This window comes from Mesorhizobium sp. M0019, assembly GCF_040323975.1.
Taxonomy (GTDB): domain Bacteria; phylum Pseudomonadota; class Alphaproteobacteria; order Rhizobiales; family Rhizobiaceae; genus Mesorhizobium.
The window spans coordinates 16,985-42,213 of sequence record NZ_JAMYVK010000039.1; the positions used below are offsets into that span (position 1 = coordinate 16,985).

At 63.1% G+C, this 25,229-nt stretch carries 19 protein-coding genes; 13 read left to right on the forward strand and 6 right to left on the reverse strand.

What is annotated here, in order from left to right; translation table 11 throughout:
* Nucleotides 1–165 precede the first annotated feature (165 nt).
* Nucleotides 166–1,071, reverse strand: coding sequence for a branched-chain amino acid ABC transporter permease (locus NKK47_RS24640; RefSeq protein WP_023676253.1), 906 nt, complete (start codon nt 1,069–1,071; stop codon nt 166–168).
* A gap of 140 nt (nt 1,072–1,211) precedes the next feature.
* On the opposite strand from NKK47_RS24640, the gene NKK47_RS24645 reads away from it, so the two are divergent.
* The 11 genes from NKK47_RS24645 (at nt 1,212) to NKK47_RS24695 (ending at nt 14,980) form a co-directional block, all read left to right on the forward strand.
* Complete coding sequence (locus NKK47_RS24645; RefSeq protein ID WP_352454730.1) at nt 1,212–1,820, forward strand: CGNR zinc finger domain-containing protein; 609 nt, start codon at nt 1,212–1,214, stop codon at nt 1,818–1,820.
* Nucleotides 1,813–2,343 (forward strand): hypothetical protein, encoded by a 531-nt coding sequence (locus NKK47_RS24650; protein ID WP_352578571.1) that lies wholly within the window; start codon nt 1,813–1,815, stop codon nt 2,341–2,343. The genes NKK47_RS24645 and NKK47_RS24650 overlap by 8 nt, the downstream gene beginning before the upstream one ends.
* Nucleotides 2,344–2,568: 225 nt before the next feature.
* The gene (locus tag NKK47_RS24655) at nt 2,569–6,048 is read left to right on the forward strand and encodes an indolepyruvate ferredoxin oxidoreductase family protein (RefSeq protein WP_352578572.1); all 3,480 of its coding nucleotides are present in this window, start codon (nt 2,569–2,571) and stop codon (nt 6,046–6,048) included.
* A 152-nt stretch (nt 6,049–6,200) separates the two neighbouring features.
* Complete coding sequence (locus NKK47_RS24660) at nt 6,201–8,522, forward strand: putative bifunctional diguanylate cyclase/phosphodiesterase (RefSeq protein ID WP_352452207.1); 2,322 nt, start codon at nt 6,201–6,203, stop codon at nt 8,520–8,522.
* A gap of 150 nt (nt 8,523–8,672) precedes the next feature.
* Nucleotides 8,673–9,455, forward strand: a complete 783-nt coding sequence (locus tag NKK47_RS24665) for an N-acyl amino acid synthase FeeM domain-containing protein (protein WP_023676258.1) — start codon at nt 8,673–8,675, stop codon at nt 9,453–9,455.
* 119 nt (nt 9,456–9,574) lie between these two features.
* Complete coding sequence (locus tag NKK47_RS24670; RefSeq protein WP_013528205.1) at nt 9,575–9,724, forward strand: DUF3096 domain-containing protein; 150 nt, start codon at nt 9,575–9,577, stop codon at nt 9,722–9,724.
* Nucleotides 9,725–9,960: 236 nt separating this feature from the next.
* A complete protein-coding gene (locus NKK47_RS24675) occupies nt 9,961–10,185 on the forward strand; it encodes an aa3-type cytochrome c oxidase subunit IV (RefSeq protein WP_352522521.1) in 225 nt (74 codons plus the stop codon).
* Nucleotides 10,186–10,266: 81 nt separating this feature from the next.
* Nucleotides 10,267–11,541, forward strand: coding sequence for a Re/Si-specific NAD(P)(+) transhydrogenase subunit alpha (locus NKK47_RS24680; protein ID WP_352578573.1), 1,275 nt, complete (start codon nt 10,267–10,269; stop codon nt 11,539–11,541).
* Nucleotides 11,541–11,963 (forward strand): NAD(P) transhydrogenase subunit alpha part 2, encoded by a 423-nt coding sequence (locus NKK47_RS24685; RefSeq protein ID WP_502894421.1) that lies wholly within the window; start codon nt 11,541–11,543, stop codon nt 11,961–11,963. Before NKK47_RS24680 ends, NKK47_RS24685 begins: the two co-directional genes overlap by 1 nt.
* Before the next feature lie 6 nt (nt 11,964–11,969).
* Nucleotides 11,970–13,367: an NAD(P)(+) transhydrogenase (Re/Si-specific) subunit beta gene (locus NKK47_RS24690; protein ID WP_352454727.1), complete on the forward strand. Its 1,398-nt coding sequence runs from the start codon at nt 11,970–11,972 to the stop codon at nt 13,365–13,367.
* 92 nt (nt 13,368–13,459) lie between these two features.
* The gene (locus tag NKK47_RS24695) at nt 13,460–14,980 is read left to right on the forward strand and encodes a hypothetical protein (RefSeq protein WP_352578575.1); all 1,521 of its coding nucleotides are present in this window, start codon (nt 13,460–13,462) and stop codon (nt 14,978–14,980) included.
* 99 nt (nt 14,981–15,079) lie between these two features.
* Here the strand turns inward: NKK47_RS24695 and NKK47_RS24700 are convergent, their stop codons facing one another.
* From NKK47_RS24700 to NKK47_RS24715, 4 genes are all read right to left on the reverse strand, one after another.
* Nucleotides 15,080–15,997, reverse strand: coding sequence for a hypothetical protein (locus tag NKK47_RS24700; RefSeq protein ID WP_352501122.1), 918 nt, complete (start codon nt 15,995–15,997; stop codon nt 15,080–15,082).
* A gap of 245 nt (nt 15,998–16,242) precedes the next feature.
* Nucleotides 16,243–18,714, reverse strand: a complete 2,472-nt coding sequence (gene gyrB / locus NKK47_RS24705; protein WP_352578576.1) for a DNA topoisomerase (ATP-hydrolyzing) subunit B — start codon at nt 18,712–18,714, stop codon at nt 16,243–16,245.
* Nucleotides 18,715–18,860: 146 nt separating this feature from the next.
* The gene (locus NKK47_RS24710; RefSeq protein ID WP_352578577.1) at nt 18,861–21,527 is read right to left on the reverse strand and encodes a caspase family protein; all 2,667 of its coding nucleotides are present in this window, start codon (nt 21,525–21,527) and stop codon (nt 18,861–18,863) included.
* Nucleotides 21,528–21,585: 58 nt separating this feature from the next.
* Nucleotides 21,586–22,155, reverse strand: a complete 570-nt coding sequence (locus tag NKK47_RS24715; RefSeq protein WP_023676267.1) for an NADPH-dependent FMN reductase — start codon at nt 22,153–22,155, stop codon at nt 21,586–21,588.
* 184 nt (nt 22,156–22,339) lie between these two features.
* On the opposite strand from NKK47_RS24715, the gene NKK47_RS24720 reads away from it, so the two are divergent.
* Nucleotides 22,340–23,713, forward strand: coding sequence for a cytochrome P450 (locus NKK47_RS24720; protein ID WP_352578578.1), 1,374 nt, complete (start codon nt 22,340–22,342; stop codon nt 23,711–23,713).
* A gap of 21 nt (nt 23,714–23,734) precedes the next feature.
* Here the strand turns inward: NKK47_RS24720 and NKK47_RS24725 are convergent, their stop codons facing one another.
* Complete coding sequence (locus NKK47_RS24725; RefSeq protein WP_352453681.1) at nt 23,735–24,709, reverse strand: complex I NDUFA9 subunit family protein; 975 nt, start codon at nt 24,707–24,709, stop codon at nt 23,735–23,737.
* Nucleotides 24,710–24,952: 243 nt separating this feature from the next.
* Between NKK47_RS24725 and NKK47_RS24730 the strand changes: the two genes are divergently transcribed.
* Nucleotides 24,953–25,225, forward strand: a complete 273-nt coding sequence (locus tag NKK47_RS24730; protein WP_352578579.1) for a hypothetical protein — start codon at nt 24,953–24,955, stop codon at nt 25,223–25,225.
* Nucleotides 25,226–25,229 lie beyond the last annotated feature (4 nt).

The window sequence follows — 25,229 nt, forward strand, 5'->3', positions numbered from 1 at the left end:
CGTCGCGTCGCTGTGGACCAACGGTATGCAGTGCGTGGTCCGGCGGGTCAACACGGGACAGCCCGCATAAACACAGTTGTGAGATGACGGGCGGCAAAATGCTGCCGCATCCTTTGCATGTCCAAGGACATGCGGCGCTTTCACCCAAGCAAAGTCGGGTGCGGCTCAGGCGATCTTCTGTTGGTCGCGGCCGGCGCCGATCAGCACAAGCATGGCGACGAGGAACAGGTACATCCAGCCGTCCCGCCATTCGAGCGGAAAATAGCCGGCCCATAGCGATTCGGCCATGCCGAAAGCGGCGGCGCCCAGTGCCGCCCGCAAAGGCGAAAGATAGCCGCCCACTGCGGTCACGAACAGGATTTTCAACCCGTAGACCAACCCTGTGCCGAAGCTGATGTTACCGTAGTAGAAGGCGGCGAGCACGCCAGCCAGTGCCGCGCAAAGGCCGCCGAAAAGCACCGCACGCCGAAACACCGCACGGACATCGACGCCGCACATCGCAGCCGCCTTGGGATCGTCGGATACGGCGCGCCAGCTCCGGCCGAAGCTCGAATATGCGAAGCCCCAAGCAGCCAGCGCTATGGCCGCCAGTACGGCGGCGCAATCGAGCAATTGGATCAGCGTCAACGTCGCCTTGAAGCTGGCATTCTGCGCGAAGACGATGGTCTGGGCCAGCATTGGCGGCAACCATAGGTCATGGGTATCGGCGGCGATGCGGCTGGCTTCCGACAAGACCAGCAATATGCCGAGCGTCGTCACCACGATGGCGTTGGGCGAGCGGTCGGCCAGCGGTTCGAAGATACTTCGCGACAGGACATGGCTGAGCAGCGCCGCATAAAGGAATGCCGCAGCTACGCCGAGCGCGACCGATGCAAACAGCGTCAGCCACAGCGCCTGATAGCCGAACGCCGCGGTGAGGATCATCGTATGCCCGCAAAAGGCGAACAGCGCGCCATAGGCAAGATTGGTACGGTGCAGGATGCCATTGGTCAGCACGTAGCCGAAGGCAAGCAATGCGTAGAGCGCGCCCGAATGCAGCCCGTTCAGAACCTGCTGGAAGAAATAGAGCATGCAAGACCCTCTATGCATGCCCCGCAATCGGGGCAGAGGTTTGGGACGAACGATATTCTCAGTACGGCGATCGCCTCAGTGACGAGCGTTGCACCCGGAATCTAACTTGTCAAACGCGAGTTATCAGTTAGATTCGCCATATGACAGTATCCTGGACTCCGCACCGCTTTACCGGTGGCATGCTGGCGCTCGATACGGCGAACACCGTCGTTTTGCGGAACGATCCGAAGAAAACTTTCGACCGTTTCGACGATCCGGCCGAGATCGCCCGCTTTGCCGAAGCCGCGAGTGCCTTTCGCGCCGCCGAGCTCGGCGGCAGGCGGCTCGTAGCGCCGGCGCCTGAAAAGATCGCACCGGTGGTGCTGTCGATCCGGGAGACGACCGATCGGCTGTTTCGCGGCGCGGTATCGAAAGGTGCGATCGCGACCGGCGATATGCCGAAATTCTTGGAAGCCTGCGCCGATGGCCTTGCTCATAGCCGCACCGAAATCGGCACGCCTGGAAAACCGTTCGGTGATCCGGCGACGCCGATTGCCTTCGAGGCCGCGCTTGCGGTCTCGGCGCTGTCGCTGCTGCGTAGCGACACCATCGCCAGGCTGCGGATATGTCCGAACTGCAGCTGGCTGTTTGTCGACAAAAGCCGCAATTCCAGCCGCCTCTGGTGCGACATGGCGGTGTGCGGCAACCGCCAGAAGGCAAACCGACACTATCGCCGCCGGACCGCGGCCAGGGAGGTCACCAATGTCTAGAAGATTCTCACGCGCGATGATTGTCGTCGCGGCGTTGTTCGCGGCGGCCGCGCTCGGCGCCTGCCGTGATTCCGGCAAGGACCAGCTGTTCGCCATTTCCGGGAAGCTGTTCGAGTTCAACTACCGGCTGGGTATCGCCACCTATGTCATCACCCTCAATCCGCTGCGGCCGGTGGGTGAGGGGCAGGTCGCTGTGGTCTCCTTCCAGAACCCGGCCGGTGGTGATCCGATCATCGTCACCCAGAAAATATGGCCGAAGCTGCCGCATGTGACGCTCACCAGCCCGCCGCTTACCTGCGTTGTCAAGGACAAGCCCTATGCGGTGTCGATCCGCATCGAGGATTCCAGCGGCAAGTTGCTGCAGAGTTTCGCGACCACTCTGACGTCCTCGCTCGACCAGTCGGTCCTGCCCGACCGGCCTCTGGTGGTCGGGCCAGTCTACGAGCTCAACAAGGACTTGGCCGGCCATGTCGACGGCAAGCTGCCCGGTGAACCGAAGCCCAGTTGCCCAAAGCCTGCATGATGCATCACCAGCGGCACTGACCGCCGCCGGAATTTTTCATGCTCGGCCATCCTCCCCGACAGGCGTTTCGTGGCGCCACACGGCCGCGCACGGATCGTTTGTTGCGGACCGCCTGGCACCTTCGATTTTGTTTGACCTCCCCGGCAAGGGAAGAAAGACTGTGGGCACTCGACTCCGACGTTGGCCGCGCACCACCAGGCGCGGCCTCCGCACAGGAAATGCCTGATGACGCTGCACAATGTCGCGCTCGACGACAAGTTCGACCTGGCAAAGGAGCGCATCTTCCTGTCGGGTGCCCAGGCAGTCATCCGCATGCTTCTGATGCAGCGCGAGCGCGACCGCCGGGCTGGCCTGAACACCGCCGGTTTCGTCTCCGGCTATCGCGGCTCGCCGCTCGGCGGCCTCGACATGCAGCTGTGGAAGGCCAGGAACCAGCTCGCGCAGTCGGACATCGTCTTCCAGCCCGGTCTCAACGAGGAGCTCGCCGCCACCGCCTGCTGGGGCTCGCAGCAGGCCGAATTGCTGGGCGAGGGTACCCATGACGGCGTTTTTTCGGTCTGGTACGGCAAGGGTCCGGGCGTCGACCGCTCCGGCGACGTGTTCCGCCACGCCAATCTCGCCGGGTCGTCGAAACATGGCGGCGTGCTGGCCCTGATGGGTGACGACCACATGGCCGAATCCTCGACCAACGCGCATGCCACCGAGTTCCTGTTCGTCGACACCATGGTGCCGATCCTTAATCCGGCCGGCGTCCAGGAGATCATCGACTACGGCCTCTACGGCTTTGCCATGTCGCGTTTTGCCGGCACCTGGGCGGCGATCAAATGCGTCAAGGACAACATCGAATCGACGGCCTCGGTCGATGCCGCGCTCGAACGGCTGAACATCATCGTGCCGGACTTCGACATGCCGCCCGGCGGCCTCAATATCCGTAACGAGATCGACATGCTCGGCCAGGAGGAGCGGCTGCATGAACACAAGCGCGCCGCCGCTTCGGCCTTCATCCACGCCAATGGGCTGAACCGGATCGTCTATTCGGGCGGCAGCAGCGCCAAGCTTGGCATCGTCACCATCGGCAAGAGTTATCTCGATGTTCGCCAGGCGCTGGAGGATATCGGCATCGACGAAGCGGCCGCCAGTCGCATCGGTATCAGGCTGTTCAAGGTCGGCTGCCCGTGGCCGCTCGACCTGCAGCACATCGCCGACTTTGCTCGCGGCCTCGATACCATCGTCGTCGTCGAGGAGAAACGCTCGCTGATCGAGGTGCAACTGCGCGAGAACCTTTACGGCACCGCGACGCAGCCGATCATCGTCGGCAAGAAGGACGAGCGCGGCGACTGGCTGTTCCCGGCCAAGGGCGCGCTCGACCCCAACGATATTGCCATCGCGCTCGGCGAGAGGATTTTGCGAACGATCGGCCCGTCGGAAGAAATTGCCGCGCGGGTGGCGAAGTTGCGCCAGTTCCAGGCGATGCTGGCCGACACGTCAGACATCGCCTCGCGCACGCCCTTCTTCTGCTCCGGCTGCCCACACAATTCCTCGACCAAGGTGCCGGACGGCTCGCTCGCCGCCGCCGGAATCGGCTGTCATTTCATGGCGCTGTGGATGGACCGCAACACCGTCGGCTTCACCGCCATGGGCGGCGAGGGCGCGCAGTGGGTCGGCCAGGCGCCGTTCTCGAAGCGCGAGCACATCTTCCAGAATCTGGGCGATGGCACTTACAACCACTCGGGTGTGCTGGCGATCCGCTTCGCGCTGTCGACCGACGCCAACATCACCTACAAGATCCTCTACAATGACGCCGTCGCGATGACCGGCGGGCAACCGCACGAGGGCGGCCTGACGGTGGACATGATCGCAAGGCAGGTGCGCGCCGAGGGCGTGGAGCGCATCGCCATCGTCACCGACGAGCCGGACAAATATACCGGCAAGGTGGAATTTCCCGCCGGCGCCACCATCCATCACCGCGACGACCTCGATCTCGTCCAGCGCGAGTTGCGTTCGGTCAAAGGCGTCTCGGTGCTGCTCTACGACCAGACCTGCGCCGCCGAGAAGCGTCGCCGCCGCAAGCGCGGCACCTTCCCCGATCCCGACAAGCGTATCTTCATCAACGAGCTGGTCTGCGAAGGCTGCGGCGATTGCGGCGTGCAGTCGAATTGCGTCTCGATCCAGCCGGTCGAGACCGAATTCGGCCGCAAGCGCAAGATCGACCAGTCGAGTTGCAACAAGGACTTCTCGTGCGTCAACGGTTTCTGCCCCTCCTTCGTCACCGTCCACGGCGCCAAAATCAGGAAAGCCGAAGGCATAGCCGGCGCGGCCGACCCGCTCGCGGGGGTGCCGGCGCCGGCGCAATTTACGCTCGGTGAACAAGGCTGGGCGGCGATCATCGACGGTGTCGGCGGCACCGGCGTCGTCACAATAGGCGCGGTGCTCGGCATGGCCGCGCACTTGGAAGGCAAGGGCTGCGGCATGATCGACATGGCCGGCCTCGCCCAGAAGGGCGGCTCGGTGTTCACCCATGTCCGCATCGCCCGCACGCCGGACGACATCCACGCCATTCGGGTATCGGCCGGCAAGGCCGATCTCGTGCTCGGCTGCGATCTCGTCGTTTCGGGTGCCAAGAAGGTGTTGGCCGCGGTGCGCGAAGGCCATACCATCTTCCTCGCCAACACTGCCGAGATCATGCCGGGCGAGTTCGCCCGTTCGGCCGATTTCTCGCTGCCCGTCGAGCGGCTGAAGAAAGCGATAAGAACGGCCGCGGGCGACGACAGGACGCATTTCTTCGACGCTACCCGCACCGCCACCGCGCTGTTCGGCAGCTCGCTTGGCGCCAACATGTTCATGCTCGGCTTCGCCTTCCAGCACGGCGGCTTGCCGCTGTCGGCGGAGGCGGTCGAGAAGGCGATCGAGCTCAACGGCGAGGCGATAGCGATGAATATCGCGGCATTTCGCTGGGGCCGCCGCGCCGCCCACCAGCCGGATTTCGTGCGCAGCCTTCTTGCCCAGCCGGGCAAGGCCACGCAGCATGCCGCCATTGCCGAGACGCTGGACGATATCATTGCTCGCCGCGTCGCCTTCCTGACCGCCTATCAGAACGCCGCCTATGGCAAGCGCTATGCCGACAGACTGGCGGCGCTGCGCAAGGCCGAAACCAATGCTGTGCCCGGGTCGACCGTGGTGACCGAGGCTGCCGCAAAGAACCTGTTCAAGCTGATGGCGATCAAGGACGAATACGAGGTGGCGCGGCTTTATACGGACGGCTCCTTTGCCGCAGAGATCGCAAAGCAGTTCCAGAGCTACGGCAAGCTTGAATTCCATCTCGCACCGCCGATCATGGGCAGGCGCGGCAGTGACGGCAAGCCGAAGAAATCGAGCTTTGGCCCGTGGACGATGAACGGGTTCCGCCTGCTGGCGGCGATGAAGGGCCTGCGCGGCACCGCTTTCGACCTGTTCGGCTACAGCGCCGAGAGGCGTATGGAGCGGCAGCTTCTTGCCCTCTATGAAGCCGACCTGGAGCTTGTCGCCGGCGCGCTGGCGCCGGGCAAGATCGAGGTTGCTGCCGCGCTTGTTTCGGTGCCGGCGCTCATCCGCGGCTTTGGCCACGTCAAGCAGGCCAGTGCCGAAAAAGCCGCCGGCGAACGCCAGCGTCTGCTCGACCGCCTCTCGACGGCGCCGCTGCGGCCGCAACTTCAAGCCGCCGAATAATTCAGCGCTGTGATACGCCTTGTTTACCTGAACTGTAGTTTCCCTGCTTCCGCTGCGTCACCAATGAATGCCAATAGAGCCAGAACCGCTGCTCTAAACCTTTCTTAAGGCCAATGTGACACTGCTGGGTTCCCCAGGGTTGGGATCCAGGCGTGAATCTGAGACGAAAAAACGAGATTCCGGTCGACGTTTACATTCCGTTCGTGGAAACGCTGTTTCGCGACGGGTTCACGCTGTCGATCGGCCTTGTTGCGCAGACGCTCCTCGTCATTCTGGTCTATTGGAAGACCATGGACTTGGCGTATCTTCTAGTTGCCGCTGGGCTCATCATTGTCGGTACTCTGCGCCTTCGCAACATCCGAAAATACGGGCGACTTCCTTCCCCGACGACGTGGGAAGAAGCCCATGATCGCGAAAACGATTACATAATTTTCGGTTCGATGCATGGTTTCATGCTTGGCGCGTTCTGTTTCGTCAGTATCTATCTGGCAAATGACAGCCACGACAACTATGCCGAAATAGCCTCTGTCTGCGTCACTCTGGCATCGGTCACGTCGATTGCCGGCCGCAATTATGGGTCGCCGCGCATGGTTATGATTTTTATCATAACCACCACATGGCCCATATCGCTTGGCTTTATCCTGCGCGGCGATATCTACCACATCATCCTCGGTCTGATGTCGGCCCCTTTTCTGTTTGCGATCAAGCGGTTCGCCGACATCGTCCGCGAAGTCCTGTTTACCGCCCTGTCGGAGGAAAAGAAGGCGAACCGCATCGCGCAGCGTTTCAACCGCGCGCTCAACACCATGTCGCATGGCCTTGTCATGCTTGGTCCCGACGGCCGGGTGGCGGTGGCCAATGCCGAAGCCGCGCACCTGATGTCGCTCAAATCGGCCGATGCGCTGCTAGGCCGCTCGATCCACGGTCTGCTGATGCGCGGCGCTGCAGGCGGCATGCTGGCGCCGAAAGATTGCCGTTACATCGAAGCCCAGCTGACGCGTGCGTTGCGCGAGGGCCGCGACCGCAAGGTCCTGGTCTCGCTCACCAACGGCCAGCACTATGAATTTTCGGCGCGCGAAGGCAGCCAGGAACTGGGCGTCGTCACTTTCGAGGATGTGACCGCCCGGGTCGAGGCGGAAGACAAGATCCGCTTCATGGCGCGCTACGACAGTCTCACCGGCCTGCCCAACCGCGCCTACTTCCACGAGTTGGTGGTGGAAGCCATGGCCTCAGGGGATCCCGAGCGTCTCTGCGGGCTGGTGGTGCTCGATCTCGATGATTTCAAGAGCGTCAACGACACGCTCGGCCATCCGGTCGGCGACGGATTGATCTACGCCGTTGCCGAGCGGCTGGCGGCAGTCGCTGGGCCAGGCATCACCGTCAGCCGCTTCGGCGGCGACGAGTTCATGATCTTCTTCGAGCGCATCGAGGATGAAAGCCACCTGACCGGCCAAGTTGATGAGATCTTTGTCAATCTACAAGGCGAGGTCGATGTCGCCGGCCACGGATTACGCATCCAGGCCAGCGGCGGCGCGGTGCTGTCGCGGGTCAAGGATACCGACGTCGACGCCATGATCGTCAAAGCCGACCTTGCACTCTACAAGGCCAAGGAGCTTGGCAAGAACGGTTGGCGGCTGTTCGAGGCCTCCATGGATGCTGCCTTCCGCAGCCGTCAGCTGATGAAGGCGGACCTGCGCAGCGCCGTGGAAAACAACGAATTGCGGGTGGTCTATCAGCCGATCGTGGCGATGAGCACGATGCGTATCGCCAGTTGCGAAGCGCTGTGCCGCTGGGATCATCCCGATCTCGGGCCGATTTCCCCCGGTATCTTTATTCCGCTGGCGGAGGAAATGGGGATTATTTCCGACATCAGCACCTTCGTCCTGCATGCGGCCTGCACGGAATGCGCCAAATGGCCGGCCCAGACCAGCGTGTCGGTCAATCTCTCGGCCAAGGATTTCCGCAACCGTGATGTCATCCAGAAGGTTCGCGACGCGCTGGCTGAATCCGGTCTCTCCGCCGGACGTCTGGAGATCGAGGTCACCGAGACGGCGCTGCTCGACGACAAGTCGCTGACACGCCAATATATCGAGGAGTTGAAGCGGCTCGGCGTGCGCATTGCGCTCGACGATTTCGGTACCGGGTATTCGAGCCTCAGCTATCTCCACAAACTGCCGCTCGACAAAATCAAGATCGACCGCTCGTTCCTGATGGATGTCACTCAGAACAGCCGGTCGCTCGAATTGCTCAAGGGCATCGTCAACCTGTCACGGCCGCTGGGACTTTCGGTTACCGTCGAAGGTGTCGAGACCTTCGAACAGCTCAAGATCCTGGCATTGCAGGTCAAGCCGGACCTGGTCCAGGGCTTTCTGTTCGGGTCGGCACTCAGCGCGTCCGGCATCGAGACGATGTCGAGCACCGTCTGGCCCTTCGCCAAGGACATCCAGACGGCAAGGAAGGCGCCGCGGCGCTGACTTCGCGCTGAAAGACCGCGTATTTTAGTATAATTTTATTAATTGTTAACCTTAATGACCGGTAAACGAGCTCCTACTTATTTTCATCTTTACATCTCATGACCCGTCCGTAGTGTCGGCTGGTGGCGGTAATCGCGGGGAATAGAGTTCATGTGTGCCCAGTTGAGTTCGCTCGGCCATGCGGCGGGCGCTGGTGGGAAAGATGCGTCCGAGACCATGTCCAGCTTCGCGCAACATGTTTATGCGCTGCTTGACCGGACGGAGTACCGACGCTGTGAAAGCGGCGAGGACTTCGAAAGCATTTACAGGCTGCGCTACAATTCCTATCGGATGAACGATCTGGTGCCCGAGAATGCGTCCCGTCAGGTCCATGACGAGTTTGACGAACTGCCCAATTGCCATACGTTCGGAATCTACATCGAGGGGCGGCTGGTCAGCACAATGCGCCTGCATAACGTGTCTGCTGATAACGCCACATCACCAGCGCTCAGCGTCTACAAGGACTTGTTGATGCCGCGTCTGGCGGCCGGCGAAGTCTTTATCGACCCGAGCCGTTTTGCCGTGGACGCCGAATGGTCACGGCTTTACCCGCAGATCCCGTATGTGACGCTGCGCCTTGCGGGCATGGCTTGCTTCCATTTCGGCGCGCCTTATTGCATATCCATGATCCGCGAGGACCATGCGGCTTTCTACAAGCGCATCTATCGGGCGCGACCGATTGGCGATGCGCGGCCCTATGCCGGCGTGATCAACTGTTTCGCGCTGCTTTATCAAGCCGATGTCCTGGCGATCAAGAATGAAACCTACGCTCGCTTTCCGTTCTTCCGTTCGACGCCAATGGAGCAGCGCATGTTGTTCGATACGCCCGGTGCCGGCGAACTCGCCCCGCTGACCATCCTGCCCACCGCCAAGTATTTTCGCGAAGCCGCCTGAACGAGCCCATGGAGCCTTCCGGTCGCTTCGGCGTTCTGGGCAAGGGTGCTGGTGGTAGGTCGGCATGGCCGGCGTCCGCCAAGCATCGCTTCGATAGCGATCCGATCAAAGGAACCGATATGACCATTTCCACGCTCGCCCTTACCCCGCTTATCTCGCTGATTGCAGGCGTGCTGATCCTGGTGATGCCGCGGCTGCTCAATTATATCGTCGCCCTTTATCTGATCGTTGTCGGCCTGCTCGGTCTGTTCCCGCATCTCGCCGGCTAACGACATCGGCAATAGCGGACCTGCCATCCATTGTGATTGGTATCGCCGCGCTCCGCCCCGCTTCGTTTTCAGGCTCGGGTCAGTCATAACCGCTGCGCATGTTGCGCCACATCATTGACGCAGCGATTTCCAGTTTCGCTTGAGATTGTTGGCTGCGGCGATGCGGCAATAGCGCCATTGCCCTTAACGCGGCTTTTCGCTATGTGCCTGAAAGATGTCTTCGAAGGGGTATTCCTATGGCTGAACACACGCCGACCGGTCCTGTCGAACTGGGCGCGAAGATGGACTATGCCGAGCACGACCGCACCTATGCCGGCTTTGTGATGCTGGCCAAATATGGGTCGCTATTTTGCGCCGCCGTGCTTCTGGCCATGGCGTTCGGCTTCTTTGTGGGCGGCTTCTTCTCGGGGACTATCCTGTTCGTGCTGATCCTGGCCGTCGGCGCCTTTATTCTCCGATAGACTCCTCCAACCTTTGTCGAGGGCGCCGCCGGTGGCCGGCCGGCGTCTTGGGTAACGGGTTCCGGCCGAAAGGATCATGCGGTGGGACAGACGGTTTTCATCCCTCGTGAGCTCGACGCGAACGAGCCGCGCGTCGCGGCCTCGCCCGACACGGTGAAACGGCTGGCGGCGCTGGGTTTCGGCGTGGTCGTCGAAGCCGGCGCAGGCACTGCTTCGCGCATTCCCGACGAGGAGTTTGCCAAGGCCGGCGCCGCGATCGGCAAGGCCGGCGATGTTTCCAGGGCTGATGTCGTGCTGAAGGTGCGCCGGCCGAGCGATGCCGAGCTGAAAGCCTATCGGCCGGGCACTGCCGTCATTGCCATCATGGATCCATATGGCAACGATGCTGCCGTCGCCGCGCTGGCCAAGGTTGGTGTTACTGCCTTTTCCATGGAGTTCATGCCGCGCATCACCCGTGCCCAGTCGATGGACGTCCTGTCCAGCCAGGCGAACCTCGCCGGCTATCAGGCAGTGGTCGACGCGGCTGCCGAATATGACCGGGCACTGCCGATGATGATGACGGCCGCCGGCACGGTACCGGCGGCGAAGGCCTTCATCATGGGCGTCGGCGTCGCCGGTCTGCAGGCCATCGCCACCGCGCGCCGCCTCGGCGCCGTGGTCACCGCCACCGATGTGCGCCCGGCCGCCAAGGAGCAGGTTGCCTCGCTCGGCGCAAAATTCCTGGCGGTCGAGGACGAGGAGTTCAAGGCGGCCGAGACGGCCGGCGGCTACGCCAAGGAAATGTCAAAGGAGTATCAGGCCAAGCAGGCGGCGTTGACCGCCGAGCACATCGCCAAGCAGGACATCGTCATCACCACCGCGCTGATCCCCGGCCGTCCGGCGCCGAAGCTGGTCTCGGCGGCGATGGTCGCCTCGATGAAACCCGGCTCTGTGATCGTCGACCTCGCGGTCGAGCGCGGCGGCAATGTCGAGGGCGCCGAAGCCGGCAAGGTGGTGACCACGGCCAACGGGGTAAAGATCGTCGGCCATCTCAACGTTCCCGGTCGCGTCGCCGCCTCCGCTTCGCTTCTCTATGCCAGGAACCTCTATGCCTTCCTCGAGACGCTGGTCGACAAGGCGGCGAAGACGCTTGCCATCAACCACGACGACGAACTGGTCAAGGCGACGATGCTGACCGATGCTGGCAAGATCGTGCATCCGGCTTTCGCAAAGGCTGAGCAGGAGCCGCCAAAGGGCCAATATGTCGAACCACCGGCCATTCCGGCCAGGACGATGGTTGCCGAGGCTTCGGCGAAGCCGGCTGCGAAGAAAACGGCCGCTTCGAGGAAGCCCAAGACCACCGGAGGGATCGCGTGATGGACCAGACCCTGCAGAAAGCCCTCGACCAGCTCGACGAGGCGACAGCTGCCGTGCGGCTCGCGGTGCAGAACCTGGCGGCCGCGCCCGGCACCGAGGCGGCGGGTGACGCCGCTCACGCGCTGTCCGGCGGTGCCATCGATCCCTTCGTCTTTCGCTTCGCCATCTTTGTCCTGGCGATCTTCGTCGGCTACTACGTCGTGTGGTCCGTCACGCCGGCACTGCACACGCCGCTGATGGCGGTCACCAACGCCATTTCCTCCGTCATCGTCGTCGGCGCGCTGCTGGCCGTCGGCATCTCGGCCTCAGGGCTTGCCACCGGCTTCGGCTTCGTTGCGCTGATGCTGGTATCGGTCAACATCTTCGGCGGTTTCCTCGTCACCCAGCGCATGCTGGCCATGTACAAGAAGAAGGAAAAGTAGGCCGCTATGAACGCCAACTTCGCCTCCTTTCTCTATCTGGTCTCCGGCATACTGTTCATCCTGGCATTGCGCGGCCTGTCGCATCCGACCACCAGCCGCCAGGGCAACATGTACGGCATGATCGGCATGGGCATCGCCATCGCCACGACGCTGGCGCTGGCGACCCCTTCGGCCGGGCGCTTCGGCCTCATAGTGCTCGGGCTGCTGATAGGCGGCTCGGCCGGTGCGGTCACGGCACGGCGCATTGCCATGACCTCGATGCCGCAGCTGGTCGCCGCCTTCCACTCGCTGGTCGGTCTTGCCGCGGTCATGGTGGCGGCCGCCGCCATCTATGCACCGGAAAGCTTCGGCATCGGCACCGTCGCCGATATTCATGCCCAGGCACTGATCGAGATGAGCCTCGGCGTTGCCATAGGTGCCATCACCTTCACCGGCTCGGTCATCGCCTTTTTGAAGCTCGACGGCCGCATGTCGGGCAAGCCGATCATGATCGGTGGCCGCCACTTCATCAACGCGGCCCTGGGCATTGCGCTGATCGTGCTGATTGTGCTGCTCGTCACCGCCGAGTCCAAGGTGGTGTTCTGGCTGATCGTTGCCGCCTCGCTGGTGCTGGGTGTGCTTCTCATCATCCCGATCGGTGGCGCCGATATGCCGGTGGTCGTGTCGATGCTGAATTCCTATTCGGGCTGGGCCGCGGCCGCCCTGGGCTTCACGCTCGGCAATCTGGCGCTGATCATCACCGGCGCGCTGGTCGGCTCGTCGGGCGCCATCCTGTCTTACATCATGTGCAAAGGCATGAACCGGAGCTTCATCTCGGTCATCCTCGGCGGCTTCGGCGGCGAGACATCAGCCATTGCCAACGACGGCATCGAGCGCACGGTCAAGCAGGGCTCGGCCGAGGATGCCGCCTATCTGATGATGAATGCGCAAAAGGTCATCATCGTGCCGGGCTACGGCATGGCCGTCGCCCAGGCGCAGCACGCGCTGCGCGAGATGGCCGACAAGCTCAAGGCCAACGGCGTCGACGTCAAATACGCCATCCACCCGGTTGCCGGCCGCATGCCCGGGCACATGAACGTGCTCTTGGCCGAAGCCAACGTGCCTTATGACGAAGTGTTCGAGCTGGAGGACATCAACTCTGAGTTCGCGCAGGCCGACGTCGCCTATGTCATCGGGGCCAATGACGTCACCAATCCCTCGGCTCGTGACGACAAGTCCTCACCTATCTACGGCATGCCAATTCTCGACGTCGACAAGGCGCGCACCTGCCTGTTCGTCAAGCGCTCGCTCGGCTCCGGCTATGCCGGCATCGACAACACGCTGTTCTACAAGGACGGCACCATGATGCTGCTCGGCGACGCCAAGAAGATGACCGAGGAGATCGTCAAAGCGATGGATCACTGAAACGGCGTCGCTGCCAACTCACTGCCGATCGTCGAATACAGCCAGGCTCCGCGCCGGGCTTTTTCTTGGCTGTTACCGGTTCTGAAGCTACGATGCCGACCCGTCGTCTTGCTAACGGAGTCATCGTGGAGGTGCTGGTGCCCGACCCTGGTTCTGCTGCATCGCCGGCCGCCGATCTGACCGCAGCAGAGAAGGCGCCACGCAAGCGCAGCCAGGCGGTAGTGGTCGTGCACGGCATGGGCGAGCAGCGGCCCATGGACACGTTGAGGGAGTTTGTCCAGGCCGTATGGAGCCACGATCCGGCCCGGGCACCGTTCTATGCCCATGTCCCCGATCCGGCCGACCCGATGGGTGCGAAGATCAACCAGAGCTGGATCACGCCCGACAGCCGGACCAATTCGCACGAACTCCGCCGGATCACCACGCCCTATGATGTCGATGGCCGCCGCACCGATTTCTACGAGCTTTACTGGGCCGACATCACCCAGGGCACGACCCGAAGCCGCCTTGCTGCCTGGGTGACGACCCTGCTCTGGCGCAAGCCGGCCGATATTCCGCGCGATGTGCTCAAACTCTATGTCGTCACGCTTTTGGCCACCATCGTCGTCCTCGGCGCGGCGCTGGCGCTCGCAACGTCGACCTGGCAAGGCTACATCTCCTGGACGACCGGTGTGCTTGTCACGGTTCTGGCGTCGTTCGTCATCTGGTCGGTGGACCAGTTTGGCTTGCCTTATTTCGGCGACGTCGCCGCCTATGTGCGGGCCGAAGCGGCAACGGTCGAGAAGCGGGCGCTGGTCCGCGAGCGTGGCCTCAAGCTGCTGAAGCGTCTCATGATGGACGATGCCTATGACCGCATCGTGCTGGTCTCGCACAGCCTCGGGTCGATCATCGCCTATGATCTGTTGCAGATATTGTGGGCCGATTTCAGGCCTAGAAAGTTGGAAGCCATTCGCGACAAAGCGAGGCTGAAGGCGATCCACGCCGTCGACAAGGCGACGCTGGCCGCCGATGCCTCCGCTTGGCCCGACAGCCTCGATGACCTCCCCGCATTCCGGCGCAGCCAATGGGAGCTCTACCGGCAGCTTCGCGTCGGCGACGCCGATCATCCGCTGCCGTGGAAGATCAGCGATTTCGTCACGCTCGGCAGTCCGCTGACCCACAGCGAGTTTCTAGTGACCTACAACCTCGCCGAACTCAGGCGCGGCATCGCCGAGCGCCTGTTTTCGGCATGCCCGCCGATCGCCGACAGGGCGGCGGGCGGGACCATGCTCTACCAGGAAGGGCGCAGCCATTCCGGCAAGCCGCAGCGGGCGGTGCATCATGGCGCGGTGTTTGCCGCGACGCGCTGGACCAATATTTTCGACAGGGGCAATGGCTGGCTGACCGGCGACCCGATTTCAGGGCGGATGACGGAAAATTTTGGTCCCGGCGTGGAAAACATCCAGGTCGAGCTGCGCGGCTCGGGCGGCCGCGTCTTCACGCACAGGCTCTACTGGTCGCTGACGGCGAGCGGCCTCGAGGTCAACGCGCCGGCCGGCGTACAGCCGCGCTCGCACCTTGCCGTGCTGCGCGATGCGGTCGATCTCGGCCGCAAACTGGAAGCTGAGCTGTAGGCGGCGAGCAGCGCACGACAATGCCGCGGCGGCAGTTCAAAGCAAGGTCCCCTTCGGGCGTAATCTTCCCGAAGCGGACCGAGTTCGCTTAGTCACCGATCAACGATTGGTCAGGAAAATCGCTTCCTCGTCGTCGCGCTGCCTGCCGCCAAGTGCTGCAGCCGCGCTGGCAATGAAGGCCCCGACGACCAGCGACAGCGCGCCAATCAGCGAGAAGGTGGCGCCTGCCTTTCTGGCGGTGTCGGCCGCCTGCTGGGCCTTGACCTTGGCGTCCTGCGCTCTGGCGATTACCGTATCGACGCGAGCGGTGGCATCCGCTTCGGACAGGCCTGTGCGGGCGGCCACGAGCCGCGACAGATAGGTCTTGTCGTCGGCCGATATTTCGCCTGCTGCGGCACTCGCGATTAGAATGCGCGATGCCTGCGCCGTTGCCGCAGCGTCGCTCTCCGGATTGGCGGCAGCGAGCCTTGCCGGATCGGCCGGGCGGAACAGCGTATCGACGAAATACGATGTGGCGTTGTCAGTCGAGGCGCTACCCGCGTTTGCAGCAGCACCTGCCGAAGCGCCCATTGCCGCGCCCGATGCCACAGTCGAAGCAGCCTGGACACCGGTACCTATCGCGGCCGAAAGCGCCGTGCCGAGCACGCCGGCGACGAGCAGCGTCGCCAGCGCCCAGGCCAGGAAGCCGTGAGCGGTATCGCGGAAGAAGACTTCATCGGTGTGGATGCCGACCCATTTGGTGCGCAGGCGTCCGGCGAGGTAGCCGCCCAGGGCCGACGACAGCCACTGCACGACGATCAGCCAGACGGCGGTGGAAACGGCGAAAGTGGTGACTGACGCACCCGAGCCGGACCATGGCGACACCATGCTCAGCCCAAGCCCGGAGCCGAGCAGCATCAAGATGAAGGTAAGCGTTGACGCAGCAAAGGCGCCGGCGACGATTGGCCCCCAGCTGACAGCAGTGGAAGCGGATTCCGTCGGGGCGGAAACGTCGACAGCTGTTACGGTGGACTGCATCGAAGCCTCCCTACCGTGCGAACAGCATGATCAGAATAATGATCGGAATTGGGACTCCGAGAAGCCAGAGCAAAATGCCACGTCCCATGGATGCCTCCTGCGGCGATTGTGATCGACTACAATGCCTTGAAAGCCTTTCCGTTCCGGCGGTCCTGGTGATCTTTGTTGCGTTGCAGCAGCCGTATTGGTGCGCCAAGGCGCACCAACGCACTTCATGCCTGCTGGCTGGGTATCTCGGCCTTGGCTCAGATGTCCAGATTGGCAACCGACAGCGCGTTTTCCTGGATGAATTCGCGCCTTGGCTCGACCTCGTCGCCCATCAGCCGTGAAAACAAGCTGTCCGCATCAGTCGCGTCATTGACCTTGACCTGTAACAGCGAGCGCACATTCGGGTCGAGCGTCGTTTCCCAGAGCTGCTCGGCGTTCATTTCGCCAAGGCCCTTGTAGCGCTGCATGGTCAGGCCCTTGCGGCCGGTGGCAAACACGGCATTGAGCAGTGCCAGCGGCCCCGAAATGGTTTCCGAGACATCCTTGCGGCGCAGCACCGGCGGCTCGCCGTAGATTTCCGCCAGGCGCGGCGCATAGCGGTCGAGCTGGCGTGCGTCGGCGGAATTGATCAGCGCCAGGTCGAGATGCGCGAACTCCTTGACGCTGCGCACCGTTCGCTCGAAGACATAGCCGCCAATGCCCTCGTTCGAGGTCGACATGCGGCCGATCCAGCCGCGCTCGGTATCCTCGGCGATAATGTCGAGACGACGGGCAACACGCTCGGCCGTCTCGTTGGCGCGGCGGAGGTCGGTGAATATCTCCGGGTTGAGCGCGCCGGCAATCGCTGCCTGCTCGACCACGCCTCTGTTATAGCGCGTGTGCAATCCGTTGATGAGCTGGCGGACAGCCAAGGCGTCGTCGATGGCACTGCGCAGGTCCTGCCCGGCCCGCACCTCGCCTGTGCTGAGCGCAAGCGACGCTTCTTCCAGCCCGGAGCCGATCAGGAATTCCTCGAAGGCGGCTTCGTCCTTGATGTATTGCGAGCTCTTCCCGCGCGTCACCTTGTAGAGCGGCGGCTGCGCGATGTAGAGATGACCGCGTTCGATCAGTTCCGGCATCTGGCGGAAGAAGAAGGTCAGCAGCAAGGTGCGGATGTGGGCGCCGTCGACATCGGCGTCGGTCATCAGGATGATCTTGTGGTAGCGCAGCTTGTCGGCGTTGAACTCGTCCTTGCCGATCGAGGTGCCGAGCGCGGTGATCAGCGTGCCGATCATGTCGGAGCCGAGCATGCGGTCGAAGCGGGCGCGCTCGACATTGAGGATCTTGCCGCGCAGCGGAAGAATGGCCTGGTTCTGGCGCGAACGGCCGCCCTTGGCCGAGCCGCCGGCGCTGTCGCCCTCGACGATAAAGATCTCGGATTTCGCCGGATCGCGCTCCTGGCAATCGGCCAGCTTGCCGGGCAGCGAGGTGACGCCGAGCGAACTCTTGCGGGTGATGTCGCGTGCCTTGCGCGCGGCTTCGCGCGCGGCAGCGGCCTGGATGACCTTCTCGATGACCGCCTTGCCCTCGGTCGGGTGCTCCTCGAGCCAGGTGCCGAGCGCTTCGTTGACAAGCCCTTCGACCACCGGGCGGACCTCGGACGACACCAGCTTGTCCTTGGTCTGCGAGGAGAATTTCGGGTCGGGAACCTTGACCGACAGCACCGCGGTCAGCCCTTCGCGGCAATCATCGCCGATCAGCGCCACTTTTTCCTTCTTGGTCAGGCCGGAGGAGTCGCCATAGCCGGTTATCTGGCGCGTCAGCGCACCGCGGAAGCCTGCCAGATGCGTGCCGCCGTCGCGTTGCGGGATGTTGTTGGTGAAGGCCAGCACGTTTTCATGGTAGCTGTCGTTCCACCACATGGCGACTTCGACCGTGATGCCGTCGCGCTCGGCGCGGATCGAGATCGGCTTGTCGAGCAACGGCTTCTTCGTCCGGTCGAGATATCGGACGAACTCTTCGAGGCCGCCATCGTAGTGCAATTCATGGCGCATGATGTCGGCATGGCGGGCATCGGTCAAAACGATGCGCACGCCGGAGTTCAGGAAGGCGAGTTCGCGCAGCCGATGCTCCAGCGTACCGTAGTCGAATTCGACCATGGTGAAAGTCTCGGACGACGGCAAAAACGTGATTTCGCTGCCGCTGCGCCCCTCATAGGTGCCGGGGACCTTGTCTTGTTCATAACTGCCGGTGATGCGCAGCGGCGCGTCGGCATTGCCATGCGTGAAACTCATCTCGTAGATCTGGCCGTTGCGGCGGATCTTCAGTTTCAGCCAGGCCGACAGGGCGTTGACGACCGACACGCCGACGCCGTGCAGGCCGCCTGACACCTTGTAGGAGTTCTGGTCGAACTTGCCGCCGGCATGCAGCTGCGTCATGATCACTTCGGCCGCCGAAATGCCTTCGCCGGTGTGGATATCGGTCGGAATGCCGCGGCCATTGTCGATGACCGTCACCGATCCGTCCGGATTGAGCGTCACCGTCACCAGGTCGGCATGGCCGGCCAGTGCTTCATCGATGGCGTTGTCGACGACTTCATAGACCATGTGGTGCAGGCCCGAGCCGTCGTCGGTATCGCCGATATACATGCCCGGCCGCTTGCGAACGGCATCCAAGCCCTTCAAAACCTTGATGGAATCGGCGCCGTATTCGGCTTCAACGCCGTTGGCGATGTCGGTCTGGTCGCTCATGAAAACCTGTCTGATTGATGCCGGGTGCAGAGCGCGAAAAATCGGCTTCGAATCGCGCATTTCTAATGTCGTAGATATAGGCGCAAAAGGCGGTTTTTCCAAGGTTTGCAGGCATTTCGGAACGGAATGACCATCGCGTGAGCCGGCTACCGGCGCCTGGCTTCGATCCTGGCCAGCCGCTCACGTAAAAACTTGATCATGAACTTGTGGCGCGGTGCCAACCGCCCGCTCCGGTCGAGCTCGAGCGTCATGTCGAGCGCCTTGGAAAGCACAGCCTTCGGGTCCTTTGCGACTTGGGCGTAGTCGATATAGGCGACCACCAGGTCGCGCTGCCAGGTGGCGTTGTCCGGATCGGACCGGGCAAGTTTCTCGCGAATGGCCAGGCTGTCCTGAAGGGCTTGCCGGGCGCCCCTGACGTCGCGCTGCCTGAGGCGCAGCGTGGCGACTTCGGACAGCGTTATCGACAAGTCCCGCTGCCAGTCGGAATTGGCGGGATCGAGCTTGGCCAGCCTCTGCGCAATCGCGTAGCTGTCCAGATAGGCTTTCAGCGCGCCTTTGTGGTCGCCCTGTATCGCCAGGACGCCGGCGACTTTCTCGATGCACACGGACAGGTCGCGCTGCCATTCGGTGTTGTTCGGGTCGCCGGCGGCGAGCGCGCTGGCCTGCGAAAGTGCCTCACGATAAGTCGAAAGTGCCGCCGGCCAATTCTGCTGGTCGCTCAGCGCATTGCCGATCTTGGCGTTGCCGACCGACAGGTCGCGCTTCAACTCAGTGTCGTCCGGATCGCGTTTCGCCAGTTGCTTGACGATCGCCAGACCTTCCTTGTAGGCCGCCAGCGCCCCGGCGGCGTCGCCGCGTTCGCGCAGCAGGTCGCCTATCGTATCGTGGCTGACCGAGACGTCACGCTGCCGGTCGGCGTCTCCCGGTTTGTCCGCCGCCAGCGCCAGCCGCACCTTCAGGCTCTCTTCATAGGCCGCCTGTGCGTTGTCCAGTTGGCCTGCGATATGGGCAAGGTGACCGATCTCATCGTAGGTGATGGTCAGGTCGCGCTGCAGTTCGGCACGGTCGGGCTCTCCGGCGGCGAGCTGCTTCTTGATCGACAGGCTTTCCTGGTAGACCTCTGCGGCGCCGGCCAGATCGCCTTGGGTCGCCAATACGTTGCCGATCTTGTCGTCGGCCATGGCGAGGTCGCCGAACCACTCCAGATTGTCCGGTTCTGCCTCGGTCAGGCCCTGCAGAATGGTCTTGGCGGTCTCATAATTCTGCAGCGCTGACGGCAGATTGCCTTGCGCCATCCGCACGTTGCCGAGCTTGACGTGGCTGACGGCGAAGTCGCGCTTCACGTTGGGATCGGTTTCATGATGCGACCGCCGCTCGAGATCGGCTTGCAGCGCCTCGAAGGCACGGCCAGCCGCATCGATATTGCCGACCGTGGTATAGAGCTTGCCGAGCTCGTCCAGCGTGCGGATCAAGCGGTCGGCGTCGTCGAGCGACAGCACCACCTGTCCGGCTTCGTCATAAAGCGCGAGCACGGACTCATAGTCCCTGATGGCTGTAGCGTAGTCGAGGTCGGCGCGCGCCGCCCCGCCGGACAGATAGCGCGTCGCGGCTTCGGAGAGCGTGCGGCTGACGAAATTGGCCTTCAGCGCGTTGCGCGAGACATTGTCGATCTCGGCTGCCTCGGCGAGCTTTTTACGCGCGGCATCGAACGCTCCCAGCGAAAGCTGCTCTTCGGCCTGCCGGCGCAACGCTGCCACCCGCAGATCGTCGGATCCAAGCGTCTGCATTTCGCTCCGCACCTTGACGAAGGCGTCGGCTGCCTCACGCAGCCTGGTGTTCAGACTGTTTGCGGAGAGATGGCCGGCATCGGAACTGATCAACGCGCCATAGAGCGGCGCCAGCGGCATATCGGCGTCGCTGGCGATCTTTTCCACCTCGCCGCGCATCGCGGGCGTCACCTCGGCCATGGCCAGCAACAAGCGTTCGCGCTCCGGCAATTTCTCCTTGGCCGAGGCGGCAAAGAACAGCTGCGGCAGGCCGCTCTCGACATAGGGCAATTGCTTACCGCGCGAGAGGTCGTAGACCTCCTGCTGCACGAGCGTCAGCACGGAGCGGATCTCGAGACCTTCGGTGCCGAGGTATTTCGTCAGCGCCGCGGTAAACGGCGAATTCTGGCCCGTCCCATCCGCGGCGGTCTCGCCGGGCGCCGCCGAAAAGGCAAACAGGATGTTTTCTGCCCGCCCGATGCGGCCAAGGCCCGGCCGGACCTTGTCGCTGACGTCTTTTGCCAGCGCCGTCGCGCCGCGGCCTTCGCCGCCCGTAGCCGCGAACGGATCGCTACGGCAGGCGTCGAGCACGATCAATCCGACCTTGCTGGTGGCGGCGACGGTCGCGCGGATCACCTCCAGCGGCAGGCTGGTCCTTTCCAGCGTAGCGAGCGACGACGCGTCTGCATCGACCGGCAGGAGCCGATTCTCGCCGGCGATCTCGACGCCGTGGCCGGAGAAGAACACCAGCGCCACGTCGGCGCCTTTGGCATCCTCGCGGAAATCGTCGAGCGCCCGGCGCATGCGCCGCAGGTCGCGGTTGGTTTCGAGGAAGACCTCGAAACCAAGCTTCCTCAGCACCGTTTCCATAACCTCACCGTCATTGACGGGATTGGCGAGCGGCCGGATCAGCCGATAGTCGTTCTCGGCGATGACCAGCGCAACGCGCCGCTCCGCCACGGCAGCGGAGGCCGTCGAGAGGATCAGCAGCAAGGCAAACAGAAAACGCAAATCGAACCGCCCCGGCCCGGTCATTTGCCGGAGCATTCCATCTCTTTATGGCATGAGCAAGTTACGGCATCGGCAAGCCCGGCCGTTCGCGTTGTCAGCCGACCCGCATCGGCTTCAGCGCTTCGCTCCAGCGGAACAACTCGTCCAGCATGGTCCTGGCCCCGCCGAGCACCTGCTCGCTGGGCAAGAAGGCGCCGGTCTCGTCGAGCAGCTTCTGGTACATCGGCAGCGCCACGCCTTCCGGGATCGGCATGACGCCGACGGAGGTCAGCAACGGTTTGACCGCCTGCGCCGCCCGCAGGCCGCCGGAGACACCGCCGTAGCTGAGGATGGCGGCCGGCTTGTATCGCCATTCCCTGAGCAGGTAGTCGACCGCGTTGACGATCGCGGGGGCGGCGAAATAATTGTATTCCGGCGCCACGAAGACGAATGCGTCGGCGGCGTCGATTGCCTTCGACCAGGCTTTCGTGTGGCTGTTTTCGTATTTGCCCAGTCTCGGATGATGCGGCTCGTCCAGCACCGGCAGGTTGAAGGCCGCGATGTCGGTGAGCACCGGCTCGAATTTGCCGTGCTCGCGCGCAAAGCTCTCCAGCCAATTTGCGAAAACCGGCCCGGCGCGGCCCGGCCGCGTGCTGCCGATGATGACGTTCAACTGGTGCTTCAAGGCAGGCTCCCGCCGGTTAGTGGCATCTGTGGTGCTGCCACCTAAGACACGCAGCCGGACACAGCAAGCAGGCACTTTCCGGTGCCCCGGTCACATTCCAGAGAGCGGATGCTTCGCCTTGTCGTCCGGTCACATGGACGCCTGCCTTGCCCGCCACTACATTGAGGTGTCAGCGGAGCAAGCCATGGACAGTCAGCCCGTCCCCTTCGTCCCGCCGGCGCCGAAGCCGCGCACAGCGCCGCCCTCGACGCTGGAGATGATCCGCATCGTCTACCGCAATCCGCTCGAACTGTGGGGCGAGCCGACCTATAACGAGCCCTGGATTTCGGTGACCGGCGTCGGCGGGCCGCTGGTCATCGCCAACGATCCCGGCCTCATCCGCCATGTGCTCGTCGATAACGCCAAGAACTACAAGATGGCGACGGTGCGTCAGAAGATATTGCGGCCAATCCTGCGCGACGGCCTGCTGACCGCCGAAGGCGAAGTGTGGCGGCGTTCGCGCAAGGCGATGGCGCCGGTGTTCACGCCGCGCCACATCTTCGGCTTCGCCGAGCCGATGCTGAAACGCACGCTCGAATTCGTCACCCGTTACGAGCAAGGTGGCACGTCGGACATCGCCCACGACATGACGCTGCTCACCTTCGACATCCTGGCCGAGACACTGTTTTCGGGCGAGATATCGGGCGAGCCCGGTAGCTTCGCCAAGGAGATCGATCGCCTGTTCGAGACCATGGGCCGGGTCGATCCGCTCGACCTTTTGCGTGCGCCCGACTGGCTGCCGCGCCTGACCCGCATCCGCGGCCGCAAGACCATGGCCTACTTCCGCAAGATCGTAACCGACACGGTGCAGATGCGCGAGGCGCGGCTGAGGCGCGCTTCGGACACGGTGCCGCAGGATTTTCTCACGCTGCTGTTGAAGGCGGAGGGACCGGGCGGGCTGACCCGGGCCGAGGTCGAGGACAACATCATCACCTTCATCGGTGCCGGCCACGAGACTACGGCCAGGGCGCTCGGCTGGACGCTCTACTGCCTTGCCGAAGCGCCGTGGGAGCGCGAAAAGATCGAGCACGAGATCGATGCGGTGTTGGCGCGCGAGCCCGACCCGACGAAATGGCTCGACGACATGCCGCTCACCCGCGCCGCCTTCGACGAGGCGCTCAGGCTCTATCCGCCGGCGCCGTCGATCAACCGCGAACCGATCGAACCCGAAACCTGGAACGGCCTCTACATACCGCGGCGTGCCGCGGTGCTGGTGATGCCGTGGGTCGTCCACCGCCATCGGAAATTGTGGGACCGGCCGGACGCTTTCATGCCGGAACGCTTCCATCCGGGAAACCGCGAAAAGATCGATCGTTTCCAGTATTTGCCGTTCGGCGCCGGCCCCCGCGTCTGCATCGGCGCCAGCTTCGCCATGCAGGAGGCGATCATCGCGTTGGCGATCATGCTGTCGCGCTACCGTTTCGACGCCACCGCGGAAACCCACCCCTGGCCGGTGCAGAAGCTGACGACGCAGCCGCAAGGCGGCCTGCCGATGCAGGTCACCCGGCGCGGCTCGTAGGCAACCGCACGTCCGTTCGTGTTATGCGGCGGACTTGCGTTGGAACTGGCCGGCGGCGCGGTAGCGCCAGAGATAGCTGGGCAGAATGGTTCCGATCGACCGTGGCTGGATCCCGAGGCCGGCGAGCGTCCTGTTGTCCTTGACGGCGGCTTCCGACACCACATTGTGCTGGCGCAACAGCAGGACCTGGTCCTTGGTCAACAACGGATTGGGAAGCAGCCCGAGAATTGATGCCTGGAGGTTCGCCAGCCACCATGGCACGGGCAGCAAAAACCGCTTGCGTTCGATGATGACAAGCAGCTCTTGCATGCATTCCTTGAAGGTAAGCACCTGCGGCCCGCCGAGTTCATAGATCCGGCCGCCCTGGACCTTGCCGTCGACCGAGTGCGCCACCGCTTCGGCGACGTCGCCGACATAGACCGGCTGGAATTTCGTCTGCCCGCCGCCGATCAGCGGCAGCACTGGGGAAAAGCGGGCCATGTTGGCAAAGCGGTTGAAGAAACCGTCCTCCGGCCCGAAATTGATCGATGGCCGCAAGATCACGGCGTCTTGGACCGTCTCAAGAACGGCCTTTTCGCCGAGCGCCTTGGTACGCGCGTAGTCCGATTGCGCGTGGAGGTCCGCTCCCAGAGCCGAGATGTGGGTGAGGCCGGCGCCGACGGCGCGCGCCGCTTCGGCAATAGCGCGCGCGCCGAACTCGTGGACGGCAGTAAATTTCTGCCGGCCGGCCTCATGCGCGATCGCCACCAGATTGACGACATGGTCGGCGCCTTGCACGGCGCGGTCGACCGACCAGCGGACCCGGACATTGGCCTGCACCGGCTGGATCTGCCCGACATTGCCAAGCGGTTGCAAATGACCGGCGAGATCGGGCCGGCGGCAGGCAACCCGGATGCGGTAGCCGCGCTTGGCCAGCGCCCGCACGACATGACGACCGACAAAGCCGGAGCCGCCGAAAACGACGACGAGCTTTGGGGTCTGAAGGATTTCGGTCATGGCTGGCTCCGGCGGGCTATCCAGATGGCTTGATTGAAGCCGTTTCATAGTCGGTTTCGCGCCAAAGGCAAAGGGCGACCATCGGTCGCCCGGCACTGTTGAAGCATGATTTTCCGGATCCGTTCGAAATGGCAGAAAACGCCGCCGAGGCCCGGCTTTACGGCAACTCCATTAGGAACAGGAACCTTTGTTCGGTCGGCGATTTTAGATGTATGATTTGATTCCGAATGGAGGATATTGCCGATGACGACAAAACGCGTTGCGATCTTCGCTCTGGCTTTCGCAACAGGCTGCAGCATTGGTGCCTCGGCATTCGCGGCAAACCGGCATCACCACCAAGCTCAACCCGAACGCTACGTTCCCGCCAACGGCGACATCATCGACATTCTGTTCGGTGGCCCGCGCTACTATGACAACCACCTGTTCACGACGGCCGCCGAACCCTGCTCCTACAACAGGGTAGGACCGGACGCGAATGCGGTGAACGCGATCAACGATCATCATTGCGGGAAGTAGGCTC